The organism is Brevibacillus sp. HB1.4B (genome assembly GCF_013284285.1).
GTDB lineage: Bacteria > Bacillota > Bacilli > Brevibacillales > Brevibacillaceae > Brevibacillus > Brevibacillus porteri.
The window spans coordinates 1-12,808 of the sequence record NZ_JABSUT010000021.1 but is presented as its reverse complement, the minus strand read 5'-3'; the positions used below and the strand labels follow the sequence as shown (position 1 = coordinate 12,808).

The window sequence follows — 12,808 nt, the reverse complement described above, 5'->3', positions numbered from 1 at the left end:
AGGGGCAGAACATATGCGCGTGGCTAATTCCATTACCGATTTGATTGGATTTACTCCGCTTGTGAAGCTGAATCGTGTTGTCACCGAAGATATTGCAGACATTTACTTGAAGCTGGAGTTCTTCAACCCGGGCAGCAGTGTAAAAGACCGAATTGCGTTGTCGATGATTGAGGCAGCAGAGGCAGATGGAAGTCTGAAACCGGGTGATACTATCATTGAACCTACGAGCGGAAATACCGGTATTGGACTCGCGATGGTTGCTGCTGCAAAAGGATATCGTGCTATTCTGGTCATGCCAGAGACGATGAGTATGGAGCGACGCAACCTGTTGCGTGCGTATGGTGCGGAGTTGGTTCTCACACCAGGCAGCGAAGGGATGGGCGGAGCGATTCGCAAAGCGGAAGAGCTGGCGAAAGAAGATAGCTCGTATTTCATTCCGCAACAATTTAAAAACTTGGCGAACCCGGCCGTTCACCGTGAGACAACTGCGCGTGAGCTGTTGGACCAAGCGAAGGAAATCGGCGGCGTAGATGCGTTTATTTCCGGTATTGGTACAGGCGGAACGATTACGGGTGTAGGGCAGGTTCTTCGTGAACACTATCCGAATGTTCAAATCGTGGCTGTTGAGCCTGCTGCTTCGCCAGTTTTGTCTGGCGGCAAACCAGGTCCACATAAGATCCAAGGTATCGGGGCTGGCTTTGTCCCGGATATTCTCGATACACAAATTTACGACGAAATCATTAAAGTAGAAAACGAGGACGCTTTTGAAACCGCGCGTCGTGTTGCTCGTCAGGAAGGTATTCTCGGCGGGATTTCTTCTGGAGCAGCGATCCATGCGGCTCTGCAAGTAGCAGCGAAGCTCGGCAAAGGCAAAAAAGTGATCGTTGTCATTCCTTCGAATGGTGAGCGTTATTTGTCCACGCCTCTGTATCAGTTCGAAGACTAATGGTAAAAAGATACCGCAAGACCACGGAGCGCCACGTTGGCGACGTGGTCTTTTCTTTTTGTGTCAGGCAACTATATAATGAACGGATAAATAGTGAAAACCGGAGCGTGAAGAGGAAGAATGTTCCCTACCTTTGCTGATTGCCAGACGTATGCCTTATCTTATCCGTTGGTTCCCCTTGCCCTGCGTAAACCGTGGTCTTCGACGATTGATCCGTGGCAGGTGCTCACAAAGCTACAGCCTTCTCTGCAAAATGCTGTCCTGTTGGAAAGTGGACGAGCTGGGCGGTATACCTTTTTGGCATATGAGCCTATCGCTACGCTGCGCAGTCAGCGAGGAGAAACCATCGTTTCGTACCCAGAAGGGAAAATGGAGAGCATAGAGACTCACAACCCATTGAATGCTTTACGAGAGCTGCTCTCTCGTTACCGTACGCCGATGCTTCCAAGTATGCCAGATTTTGCTGGAGGCGCCGTAGGCTATATTAGCTATGAGATGAACCGCTTTTTTGAGCCTAGCTTGCCACAGATAGCGACTGACGACTTACAGTTGCCAGACCTGTATGTTATGATAATGCAAGACCTTCTTGTCTTTGATCATGAGACCCGAGAGATCATTTGCCTGACGCATTTGCGCGCGGACAATTTGACCGAAGAGAGCTATCGACAAGCAGCACTCCACCTGGAAAAACGCATGGACTTGATTGCTTCATTGGCAATGGATCACGATGAGACAGATTGGGAAGCTTTGCGCAAAAGACCACTTGCCAAACTAGTGCCAGCGTCCGTATCCTTTGCCAAAAACCAATTCGAGGATGCCGTTCGTCGGGTACAGGAGTACATCGCCCAAGGGGATGTTTTTCAGGTCAATCTGTCGGTACGGCAAAGCAAGCCGGTGCAGGTGACAGCCCCAGAAGTGTACGATGTGCTTCGCAAGCTGAATCCCTCTCCTTATATGGGCTATCTGAGCTTCCCTGAATTTCAATTTGTTAGTGCCTCGCCAGAGCTACTTGTAAAGGTAAAAGGCAAGGAAGTGCATACGCGTCCAATCGCCGGCACACGTCCTCGTGGATTAACCGACGAGCAAGACGATGCATTGGCACGTGAGCTGATTGATAATGAAAAGGAACGCGCAGAGCATGTCATGCTGGTTGATTTGGAACGCAATGACATGGGCCGTGTCTGTCGCTTTGGCAGTGTAGAGGTCAGCGAATTCATGGTCGTGGAGAAATATTCCCACGTCATGCATATCGTCTCTCATGTCAAAGGAGAGCTGGCAGCAGGCAAGGATGCGCTTGATGCGATCGAAGCGACTTTTCCAGGAGGGACGATCACTGGAGCGCCAAAAGTTCGCACGATGGAAATCATCGAGGAGCTGGAGCCCGTCAAGCGTGGCGTCTATACGGGATCCATCGGCTGGTTTGGCTTCAATGGTGATATCGAGGTCAACATTGCCATCCGTACCATGGTGATCAAGGATGGCGTAGCTCATGTGCAGGCTGGAGCGGGTATCGTGATTGACTCGGTTCCAGAGGCCGAGTATGCTGAGTCATTGAAAAAGGCAGAAGCGTTGTGGAAAGCGCTTGAGTTGAGCGAGCAGAGAACGATGAGTTGAGAGGAGATGAGTGTACGATGATTTTGATGATTGATAACTACGATTCCTTTACCTACAATTTGGTGCAGTATGTGGGAGAGCTTGGGGAAGAGCTGCAAGTGTATCGCAATGACAAAATTACACTGGAAGAAATCGAACGGTTGGCACCGGATTATTTGATGGTGTCTCCAGGACCGTGCACGCCAAATGAAGCGGGGATCAGCATGGATGCGATCCGCCATTTTGCCGGAAAAATTCCGATTTTGGGTGTTTGTTTGGGCCATCAGTCCATTGGGCAAGTGTTTGGCGGAAAAGTCATTCGGGCTGAGCGCTTGATGCATGGAAAAACGTCGGAAGTTTTCCATGATGGCAAAACCATCTTTCAGGACATCCCTTCCCCTTTTACGGCGGCACGCTACCATTCCTTGATTATTGAGGAAGCGTCCATTCCGAGTGAGCTGGAAGTAACCGCACGGACAGCGGAAGGTGAAATTATGGCTGTGCGCCATCGGGAGTTCCCAATCGAAGGCGTCCAGTTCCACCCTGAATCTATTATTACGGAGCACGGCAAGCAATTGCTGAAGAACTTCCTTACCGCATACGCGCGCCAAACGACAGGTTAACGCATAGATACGACAGGAAAACCGCCTTTTTTCGAGGGCGGTTTTTTTATTTACATACTCTTTATATAACATTCATGGTTCCTCGATATACGGCTTGTACAATGAAACAGAAGAAGGCGAAAAAGGAGAGATAGTAAATGGATGTAAATCGTCGACAGTTTTTGACTTATCTCGGTGTAGGGACAGCGGCGTTGGCTTCGGTAGCAACAGGAATTCCTGCCCTGGCAGCTGGTAATACCCTATCAGGAAAAACAGCCGACCATCTGTTTGGTCTCGATACAAAAAAACATAACTTCAATCCGAAATTCAAAGAAATTCATCCGACTACGAAAGACGATGTCGTACTGCCGGACGGCTTCAAATACGATGTAGTGGCTTCCTATGGCGATAAAATCAATGCAGTAGGAGATACCTTCGGGTTCAACAATGACTTCACCTGTTTCCTACCAATCGAAGGCAAGTCCGATCATGGCCTCTTGTGGGTGAATCATGAATATTTAGGTGAGTTGGAATATTACGTGAATGGCTATGACTATCTGAATGCAGATGACAACAAACGTACCCCTGAGCAAATCAAGAAGTACTTGTATGCACTGGGCGGTTCCATTATTGAAATCAAAAAAGAAAATGGCAGCTGGAAGCTTGTTTCCGATTCCGAATATGGCCGTCGGGTGAGCGGACTGACCAAGCATGTGTTGACTGGCCCAGCAGCTTCTATTGCCAAAGAAGTAACCGGAACATTTGCGAACTGTTCTGGCGGCGTGACGATGTGGAATACAATTCTTTCCTGCGAGGAAAACTACATGGACGTCGTCGGTGATTGCAAGCTGCCTGAAGCCGAGCATTATGGCTGGGTTGTAGAGGTCGATCCATTTGATCCGAAATCGACTCCGAAAAAGCATACAGCACTGGGCAGATTCTCCCACGAAAACACGGCAATGGTTCTGGCTCCATCTGGACAATTGGTCGTCTACATGGGGGATGATGCGAAAGACCAATACGTGTATAAGTATGTCTCCAAAGGCAAGTACGAACCGAAGGCAGGGAAAAACAATTCTAAGCTGCTGGAAGAGGGTACACTGTACGTTGCCAACTTCGGTAAGGGCAAGTGGATTGCGTTGGATTTCGCAACAAACGAAGCACTGAAAAAAGCAGTCGATGCAGATGGCAAACCGATGTTTGCTTCTCAGGCTGACGTGCTTCTCAACTGCCGAGATGCATCCAAAGCAGTAGGGGCTACCCCGATGGATCGCCCAGAAGACCTGGAAGTGCATCCGATTGATGGTTCCGTCTTCATTGCCTTGACCAACAATGACAAGCATGGCAACTTCTACGGACAAATCGTTCGCCTGTTCGAGAAAGACAACAACCATGCAGGCTTGGAGTTTACGTTTGAGATTTTTGCAGCAGGTGGACCACAAAGCGGTTTTGCGGCGCCAGACAACATGGCTTTCGACAGCGCGGGTAACCTGTGGGTCGTGACAGATATCTCGTCCTCGTCGATGAACAGCGGTATTTATAAATCCTTTGGAAACAATGGGGTGTTTTTCATTCCAACAACGGGTAACAGCAAGGGAGAAGCCGCACAATTCGCGTCTGCACCAGTAGGCGCTGAAATGACAGGTCCTTGGTTCACCCCTGATGAAAAAACACTGTTCCTGGCGGTGCAGCATCCAGGTGAAAATCTGAAGTCGTATGACAAGCCGACCAGCCACTGGCCTAAAGGTGGAAATGCAGTAGCCATGCCGAGCGTGATTGCTATTACAGGTTTCTAGGACAAGGAGTGTAACAGATTATGCTGTCGAGCATCGGTATTCCTGGATTAATTCTGATCCTGATCATTGCTTTGGTGATTTTCGGGCCGAGTAAACTGCCAGAGATCGGTCGTGCTTTTGGACGAACCTTGACCGAATTTAAAACTGCAGCAAAAGATTTGACCAAAGACGATGATGAAAAAGAGAAGGCTCCAGAAGAAGCGTTGAAACGAATCAACTAATCCAGCCAGAGAGAAGGCGGTGCGTACACGTGACGCACTGCCTTTTTCCGCGCATGAGGAGGAGTTCGAGTGAGCAAAGAGATGCCTATACTTGAGCATGTTACAGACCTGCGCCGCAGAATTTTGATTGTGCTGTCCGTTCTGGTTGTCAGTATGGTTATCTGCTTTTTGTTTGTGGATCATATTTATTTGGCGTTAGCGAATCATTCAGGGGAAAAGCTGGCGATTCTTGGGCCGGGAGATATCCTGTCGATCTATGTGAAGTTGTCCGCAGTCGGTGCGATTGCGATAACAATCCCAGTTGCCGCGTATCAAGTTTGGCGCTTCGTGGTGCCCGCATTGGAAGAAAGAGAGCGAAAAGTGGCGCTCATGTATATCCCGGCTCTATTCCTGCTGTTTATTTTCGGGCTTTCCTTCGCATACTTTGTGCTCTTTCCGATGATGTACAAATTTGTTTTGGGGCTATCCAACGGGAATTTTGAACTGGTCATAACAGCGAACGATTACTTCACCTTTATGCTCAATCTGTGTCTGCCGTTTGGGTTGCTTTTTGAACTGCCGGTTGTCGTTTTGTTTTTGAGCCATTTGGGGATTCTCAACCCGCATCGCTTGGCTAAAATGCGCAAACCCGCCTATTTGGTGCTCGCGATTATCTCGATTACCATTACGCCGCCTGATTTTCTGTCCGATATTATGGTAATTGTGCCACTCATCGTTTTATATGAAATCTCCATTACTATCTCGCGTTTCGTACACGGCAAACGTGTGCAGGAGACAGCGGTTTCCTCGGAAAATATGATATGATGCTCTCGACTATATTATCGGGAGAGAGCGCAGATGCACGTTTATGTTAACGGGACGATTTGTCCGGCTCACGAGGCTACAGTATCGGTATTGGACCACGGGTTTTTGTACGGTATTGGTTTGTTTGAAACGTTACGTGTATATGACCGCAAGCTATTTTTATGGGATGCTCATTACGCCCGGCTTTGTTCCGGGCTTTTTGCGTTGCAGATTCAACCTGCTTGGACAAAGGAAGAGCTGGCTGAAACCATCTTAATGACCATAGATGCCAACGAGTTGCGTGATGCTTACGTCCGCTTGAGTATTACGGCTGGCGCAGAAGGAGTGGGCTTGGTAGCAGGGGAGTACGAGCGTCCTTCCTTATTCGTATTTGCCAAACCCGTAGCACCTCTAGCGGTACCTCCTCCGCCAAAACGATTGCAGACATTGGCGTTGGTTAGGCAGACAGCAGAAGGCCACCAGCGCTTTAAATCGCACAATTACTTAAACAATGCTCTTGCTCGCCAAGAACTCGGTGCCCGTCCTGATGTGGAAGGTCTATTTTTGACGCATGATGGCTTCGTGGCCGAAGGAATTGTGAGCAATGTGTTCTGGGTCAAAAACGGCCAGTTGTTTACTCCTTCTATTGATACGGGCATTCTTGATGGAGTGACGCGGCGACATGTTTTGACTTTGGCACAGCAATTATCGATGCCTGTCGAAGAAGGGCGATATCGCTTGGAAGATCTGCTCAACGCCGATGAAGTCTTTACGACAAATTCCGTGCAAGAGATCGTTCCGATTACCGAAATTGACGGGCATTGCGTCCCTTCGACATATGGTGCATATTCGCGCGAACTGCACCGCGCCTACCGTCAGTCTGTAGCGACTAGCGAGTAAATTATGGTATGCTACTATTCAATGTGCGAAGACGGGAAAAGGGAGTTTGATCATGAAATACAATTCATTTCGAATCCATGCTGCGACCTTCGCTGAGATGGTATCGGAGCTTGTCAAAAGGGGTGTTCCTGTTCCAGAAGCCGAACGCATGGCGGAAGCGGGGACGAGCCTGAAGATTCACACGGAAAACATGAGTGTGGCAACAGCACAGAGTGTGAGAGAGATTATGCACTCTTTCGATGCGGAAGCCATTATTTCAGACCAACCAGGTACTGCCGACAAAAAATACGTGCTGCTGTTGGCTTCACAAAAGAAGATAGATTTGGCGTTGGATCATATGAAAACCCAAACAGAAGAACTACGAGCGTTGGCGGCAGAGGTACGGGAAGTTTTAGCTATGCCTGCCAAGCTTCGTGCGCGCCGCGAGCTGAACTGTGGCCAGTATGTCCTGCCACTGGGAGAGCGTACGCTAGTCATGGGCATTTTGAATGTGACACCTGATTCATTCTCGGATGGCGGTCGCTATGTCGATGTAGAGGCAGCACTGGCACAAGCGCGTGCGATGGTTGAGGCCGGAGCTGACCTGATTGATATCGGGGGAGAATCGACACGTCCGGGCTCGGAAGCAGTCGATGAGGCGACGGAGCTGGATAGAGTGCTGCCAGTCATTCGGACACTTTCGCAGGAATTGTCTGTTCCGCTGTCTATTGACACATACAAAGCGGCGGTTGCAGAACGGGCCATTTTGGAAGGTGCACATATCATTAATGATGTATGGGGAGCGAAGCGTGACCCGCGGATGGCAGAGGTAGCTGCTCGTCTCGACGTGCCCATTATCCTGATGCATAATCGCGAAGACACGGACTATCACGACTTTTTTCCAAACTATATCAAAGATCTGCGTGAGTCCGTACAGATCGCCTTGCAGGCAGGGGTAAAACAGGAGCGAATCATCCTTGATCCGGGGATCGGGTTTGTAAGGACTGTCGAGCAAAATCTCGAAACGATGCGTAGGCTGGATGATCTGGTAGGGCTGGGCTATCCCGTTCTGCTTGCTACTTCACGCAAGCGGATGATCGGTCATGTTCTCGATTTGCCCGTAGATGAACGTGTCGAAGGTACCGCAGCGACAGTTGCCCTCGGGGCGGCAAAAGGCTGCCATATGGTACGGGTGCATGATGTCAAAGAAATGAAGAGAGTGACGAAGATGATGGACGCGATGCTAAAAGGGGGCTTTAACCTTGGATAAAATCTACTTCAATGGCATGTCTTTTTACGGATATCACGGTGTGTTTGGAGCAGAGGCTGAGCTAGGCCAACGGTTTTATGTCGATCTGGAGCTATCGCTCGATTTATCCAAAGCTGGAGCTAGTGACAATCTTCAAGATACAGTCAATTACGCCGATATCTTTACTTGTGTGCAAAAAATTGTCGAGGGTGAACGGTTTCAGCTGGTAGAAAAACTGACTGCTGTGATAGCAGAACGTCTACTTATGCAATTCCCTTTGCATGAAGTCAAAGCAAAAGTGACCAAGCCGAATCCGCCGATCAATGGGCATTATGAGTCGGTTGCGATTGAGATGATCCGTAGAAGAGAGGATTTTGCTTCATGATAGTTTGTGCGTATTTGGCGCTAGGCTCCAATCTCGGGGATCGGGCACAAAATTTGCGCCTGGCGATACACAGATTGAACGAGCAACCTGGAATTCGCGTGCTTCGTGTCTCCTCTGTTTATGAGACGGATCCATTTGGTAACGTCGAACAAGACGCCTTTCTGAATATGGCGATCGCTGTGGAAACAGAACAGACCCCGGATCAGCTGCTAGATACGGCTTTGTCAGTAGAGCGAGAGCTGGGTCGTGTCCGAACAGTTCGATGGGGTCCGCGCACGATTGATATTGACCTACTGTTGTACGGGACATCTCGTGTTTCGCAAGACAATCTCATGATTCCTCATCCTGGGCTGAGCGAGCGTGCTTTTGTACTCGTGCCGCTTCGAGACGTTTGGGAAGGCGGCGTTTTACCTGAGCATAACCAGACCATTGATCATTATCTTTCCTTATTGGTAGAGGATCACAAGGGGGTACGTGAGTGGGGAGCAATCAATTGGGAAATCGAATCCGGTCCTTCCGAAAGCTAAAAGGGTATACGCAACAGTCCCTTTCGGACAAGATGGGAGTGTCACTGTCGTTTGTTGGATCACTAGAGAGAGGAACTCGTACGCCAACAGAGCCTGTATTACGGAAGATCGCCAGCACTTTACAGGTAGACTACGATGAATTATGTGCTATAAATAAGTGATGTAATGAAGTTTGGATAGGATTGTCCTCTCCAAGACCCCGACTAAGCGGGAATTAAGGAGGCGAAAATAGATGAAAATCGGCAATATCGAATTAAAAAACAACGTAGTTCTCGCTCCAATGGCAGGTGTCTGTAATCCTGCTTTTCGTCTGATTGCAAAGGAGTTCGGTACTGGATTGGTTTGCGCTGAGATGGTAAGCGACAAGGGCATCGTGCACGGAAACAAAAAAACGATAGATATGCTGTTTGTCGACGAACGCGAAAAACCACTAAGTTTGCAGATTTTTGGTGGAGACAAGGAAACCTTGGTGAGTGCGGCGAAATATGTAGACCAGCATACGAATGCGGATATCATTGATATCAACATGGGCTGTCCTGTGCCGAAAATTACGAGCTGTGATGCAGGTGCGCGTCTGTTACTCGATCCAGATAAAATTTACGAAGTCGTATCTGCTGTGGTCGATGCGGTCGACAAGCCGGTTACCGTGAAAATGAGATTAGGCTGGGACGAAGATCATCTGTACGTACTGGATAACGCCAAGGCAGTAGAACGTGCAGGCGGCAAAGCTGTTGCTGTTCATGGACGCACCCGCGTACAAATGTATAAGGGGCAAGCTGACTGGGAATGGATCCGTCGCGTGAAGGAAACCGTTTCGATTCCGGTGATCGGAAACGGGGATGTGGCTACTCCTGAGGATGCGAGACGCATGCTGGATACAACGGGCTGCGATGGTGTTATGATTGGACGTGCTGCGCTCGGAAATCCGTGGATGCTGTATCGTACGATTCAATACCTGACGACGGGCGAGCTTGGTCCGGAGCCAACCGCACGTGAAAAGATGGATATTTGTTTCTTGCATGCAGAGCGTTTAATCGCGCTGAAGGGTCCGAGAGTGGGAGTCCTTGAGATGCGCAAGCACGCGGCGTATTACTTGAAAGGCTTGAAGGGCTCGACGCACACGAAAAATCTCGTGAATGCGGTTGAGACAGAAGAGGAGCTTCGTCGCGTCCTCATGAACTATGTCGACTGGATCGAAAACTACGCCGATGACAGTGAAGAGCCGCTGGAAACAGCGCATGATGAGGCTGTCAGCTACTAAAATTGGTGGTTCATTCCAGACATTGACAAGGGTTCCTTCATATCCTATAATACTCCGTAATATTGGGAGCCGAGCTGCCAGTCCACACTGGCAGCTTTACCTTTGAACCTCACAGACGATTGCATTCTGCTGTATATTGTATAGAACATCTACATATAATCCTTTGTACTTTACCCAGTATAAATGGAATCATTTTTTAAAACGGGGGAATTGAACCATGTCTGAAAAAGAAGTCATCCTTACACCAGAAGGTTTAACAAAGCTGGAACAAGAGCTTGAAGATTTGAAAACGGTTAAACGCAAGGAAGTAGCTGCTCGTATTAAAGAAGCGATTAGCTTTGGAGATATCAGTGAGAACTCTGAATACGAAGAAGCAAAGAATGAGCAAGCGTTCATTGAAGGCCGCATTCTGACCCTGGAAAAAATGCTGCGCAATGCCCGTATCATCACAAATGAAGATGTAGATACAGGTGTTGTAAGCGTTGGTTCCCGCGTGAAGCTGAAAGATCTCGAGTTCGGTGATGTTATGGATTACACGATTGTAGGTTCTGCTGAATCCGATCCGATGAACAACAAGATTTCCAACGAGTCCCCGGTAGGTCAAGCGCTCCTCGGCAAAGCAAAAGGCGCGATTGTTGACGTTAACGTACCGGCAGGAGTCATTCAGTACGAGATTCTTGATATTAACCTGTAAGCAGTCGATCTATGGCGTACCTTTTGCGAGGTACGCCGTATCGCTATTATAAAAGTCTGTACAAAATTGTTAATGCAGGTATTTTCTAGAGGAGTGAGTGAAATGGCAAACGAGCAAGACCTACAGCAAGAAGAGCAGCAACAGGAAGGGCTCCACGAGCTTCTTCAAGTGCGTCACGACAAAATGAATCAATTGCGTGAGTGGGGCTTTGATCCGTTCGGTAAAAAATTCGAGCAAACGCATCACGCTGCAGATATAACGAAAGCTTTTAGCGAAAAGAGCAAGGAAGAGCTGGAAACGGAAGAGAACGTGGTTACGATCGCAGGCCGCTTGATGGCGAAACGTGGAATGGGTAAGGCGAGCTTTGCTCAACTGCTGGATCGTTCCGGTCAGATTCAAATCTACGTCCGTCAGGATACCGTTGGCGAAGAGCTGAGCAAAGTATTTGATTTGGCTGATATCGGTGACATGGTCGGTGTAACTGGTGTTGTTTTCAAAACAAAAACCGGCGAGCTCAGTGTAAAAGCAAAGGAACTGACCTACCTGACCAAATCACTGCGTCCACTGCCTGAGAAATACCATGGCCTCAAAGATATCGAGACTCGCTACCGTAAGCGTTACGTGGACTTGATTGTGAATCCAGAGGTTCGTGATACGTTCATTACTCGTAGCCGTATTCTGACTTCGATGCGTCGTTATTTGGACAACCTTGGCTATCTGGAAGTAGAAACACCTACACTCCATGCGATTGCCGGTGGTGCATCTGCTCGTCCATTTATCACGCACCACAATGCATTGGATATGCAGCTGTATATGCGTATCGCAATTGAGCTGCACTTGAAACGTCTGATTGTCGGTGGCCTGGAAAAGGTGTATGAGATCGGTCGCGTTTACCGCAACGAAGGGATCTCTACTCGTCACAACCCTGAGTTCACGATGATTGAGCTGTACGAAGCGTATGCTGACTACCAGGATATCATGAGCCTAACTGAAGAAATGGTTGCTCATATCGCACAGGAAGTATTGGGCACTATGAAAATTCAGTACCAAGGCAATGAGATTGACCTGACACCAAAATGGCGTCGTGTACACATGGTAGATTTGATTAAGGAAAATCTCGGCGTCGATTTCTGGAAGGAAATGAGCGACGATGAAGCGCGTGCTTTGGCAAAAGAGCATGGCGTATCCGTTGAGCCTCACCATACGTTCGGGCATGTAGTGAATGAATTCTTTGAGCAAAAGCTGGAGCATACGTTGATTCAGCCTACCTTTGTTTACGGTCATCCTGTGGCGATTTCGCCATTGGCGAAGAAAAATGACCAGGATCCGCGATTCACGGATCGTTTTGAGTTGTTTATCGTAGCTCGTGAGCATGCCAATGCATTTACTGAGCTCAACGATCCAATTGACCAGCGTGAACGCTTTGAAGCACAGCTCTTGGAAAAAGAAGCTGGTAACGACGAAGCGCATGATATGGACGATGATTTCATTGAAGCGCTTGAGTACGGTATGCCGCCAACCGGAGGATTAGGAATCGGAATTGACCGTCTGGTAATGCTGTTGACCAACTCTCCTTCTATTCGAGACGTACTGCTGTTCCCTCATATGCGTAACCGCGACTAGTCTTTCTGAATAGAACCATCTGAGAAAAACTCAGGTGGTTTTATTTTTTACTTGCACTTAAAAAGGTTAAGTGTTATATTAATACCTGTTCTTCTTTTTTACTTAATCGATCACAAAAAAATGATGTGAAAATAGTTCTTGCTTTTCCTTCAAGGTATGTGATAGATTAATGAGGTCGCTGAAAAACACGTTAAAAAAACTTGTTGACACGACCTGAACAACCTGATAAGATGAAATGGTTGTTGCGAA

The 12,808-nt window shown here is 48.2% G+C and carries 14 protein-coding genes; all 14 read left to right on the top strand.

The genetic code is table 11. The features are described 5' to 3' along the window. Positions 1-13: 13 nt before the first annotated feature. Positions 14-946, top strand: coding sequence for a cysteine synthase A (gene cysK, locus HP398_RS30030; protein ID WP_173624460.1), 933 nt, complete (start codon positions 14-16; stop codon positions 944-946). A gap of 120 nt (positions 947-1,066) precedes the next feature. Beyond that, positions 1,067-2,560, top strand: coding sequence for an anthranilate synthase component I family protein (locus HP398_RS30025; RefSeq protein WP_173624459.1), 1,494 nt, complete (start codon positions 1,067-1,069; stop codon positions 2,558-2,560). Between the two features lie 17 nt (positions 2,561-2,577). Further along, positions 2,578-3,162, top strand: a complete 585-nt coding sequence (gene pabA / locus HP398_RS30020; protein ID WP_017247011.1) for an aminodeoxychorismate/anthranilate synthase component II — start codon at positions 2,578-2,580, stop codon at positions 3,160-3,162. 137 nt (positions 3,163-3,299) lie between these two features. Beyond that, a complete protein-coding gene (locus tag HP398_RS30015) occupies positions 3,300-4,937 on the top strand; it encodes a PhoX family protein (RefSeq protein WP_173624458.1) in 1,638 nt (545 codons plus the stop codon). Between the two features lie 20 nt (positions 4,938-4,957). Further along, entirely contained in the window at positions 4,958-5,158 is a 201-nt protein-coding gene (gene tatA, locus HP398_RS30010; protein WP_017247013.1) for a twin-arginine translocase TatA/TatE family subunit, read from the top strand. A 69-nt stretch (positions 5,159-5,227) separates the two neighbouring features. Then, positions 5,228-5,962, top strand: a complete 735-nt coding sequence (gene tatC / locus HP398_RS30005; RefSeq protein WP_017247014.1) for a twin-arginine translocase subunit TatC — start codon at positions 5,228-5,230, stop codon at positions 5,960-5,962. A 33-nt stretch (positions 5,963-5,995) separates the two neighbouring features. After that, entirely contained in the window at positions 5,996-6,841 is an 846-nt protein-coding gene (pabC, locus tag HP398_RS30000; RefSeq protein ID WP_173624457.1) for an aminodeoxychorismate lyase, read from the top strand. 52 nt (positions 6,842-6,893) lie between these two features. Beyond that, the gene (gene folP / locus HP398_RS29995) at positions 6,894-8,090 is read left to right on the top strand and encodes a dihydropteroate synthase (RefSeq protein ID WP_017247016.1); all 1,197 of its coding nucleotides are present in this window, start codon (positions 6,894-6,896) and stop codon (positions 8,088-8,090) included. Further along, entirely contained in the window at positions 8,083-8,454 is a 372-nt protein-coding gene (folB, locus tag HP398_RS29990; RefSeq protein WP_173624456.1) for a dihydroneopterin aldolase, read from the top strand. Before folP ends, folB begins: the two co-directional genes overlap by 8 nt. Further along, complete coding sequence (gene folK, locus HP398_RS29985; protein WP_173624455.1) at positions 8,451-8,981, top strand: 2-amino-4-hydroxy-6-hydroxymethyldihydropteridine diphosphokinase; 531 nt, start codon at positions 8,451-8,453, stop codon at positions 8,979-8,981. The genes folB and folK overlap by 4 nt, the downstream gene beginning before the upstream one ends. Beyond that, positions 8,933-9,142 carry a helix-turn-helix domain-containing protein gene (locus HP398_RS29980; protein WP_012683949.1) on the top strand — a complete coding sequence of 70 codons (210 nt, stop codon included), beginning with the start codon at positions 8,933-8,935 and terminating at the stop codon, positions 9,140-9,142. The genes folK and HP398_RS29980 overlap by 49 nt, the downstream gene beginning before the upstream one ends. A 71-nt stretch (positions 9,143-9,213) precedes the next feature. Further along, positions 9,214-10,242, top strand: a complete 1,029-nt coding sequence (dusB, locus tag HP398_RS29975) for a tRNA dihydrouridine synthase DusB (RefSeq protein ID WP_017247019.1) — start codon at positions 9,214-9,216, stop codon at positions 10,240-10,242. Between the two features lie 217 nt (positions 10,243-10,459). Continuing rightward, entirely contained in the window at positions 10,460-10,936 is a 477-nt protein-coding gene (greA, locus tag HP398_RS29970; protein WP_007725265.1) for a transcription elongation factor GreA, read from the top strand. A gap of 102 nt (positions 10,937-11,038) precedes the next feature. After that, entirely contained in the window at positions 11,039-12,559 is a 1,521-nt protein-coding gene (gene lysS / locus HP398_RS29965; RefSeq protein WP_069852969.1) for a lysine--tRNA ligase, read from the top strand. Positions 12,560-12,808: the final 249 nt, after the last annotated feature.

Bases quoted from the DNA above. Each gene is read 5' to 3' on its own strand.
- folK (WP_173624455.1), top strand. From the start codon at position 8,451: ATGATAGTTTGTGCGTATTTGGCGCTAGGCTCCAATCTCGGGGATCGG.
- dusB (WP_017247019.1), top strand. From the start codon at position 9,214: ATGAAAATCGGCAATATCGAATTAAAAAACAACGTAGTTCTCGCTCCA.
- tatA (WP_017247013.1), top strand. From the start codon at position 4,958: ATGCTGTCGAGCATCGGTATTCCTGGATTAATTCTGATCCTGATCATT.
- pabA (WP_017247011.1), top strand. From the start codon at position 2,578: ATGATTTTGATGATTGATAACTACGATTCCTTTACCTACAATTTGGTG.
- greA (WP_007725265.1), top strand. From the start codon at position 10,460: ATGTCTGAAAAAGAAGTCATCCTTACACCAGAAGGTTTAACAAAGCTG.
- folP (WP_017247016.1), top strand. From the start codon at position 6,894: ATGAAATACAATTCATTTCGAATCCATGCTGCGACCTTCGCTGAGATG.
- HP398_RS30025 (WP_173624459.1), top strand. From the start codon at position 1,067: ATGTTCCCTACCTTTGCTGATTGCCAGACGTATGCCTTATCTTATCCG.
- lysS (WP_069852969.1), top strand. From the start codon at position 11,039: ATGGCAAACGAGCAAGACCTACAGCAAGAAGAGCAGCAACAGGAAGGG.
- pabC (WP_173624457.1), top strand. From the start codon at position 5,996: ATGCACGTTTATGTTAACGGGACGATTTGTCCGGCTCACGAGGCTACA.
- cysK (WP_173624460.1), top strand. From the start codon at position 14: ATGCGCGTGGCTAATTCCATTACCGATTTGATTGGATTTACTCCGCTT.
- HP398_RS30015 (WP_173624458.1), top strand. From the start codon at position 3,300: ATGGATGTAAATCGTCGACAGTTTTTGACTTATCTCGGTGTAGGGACA.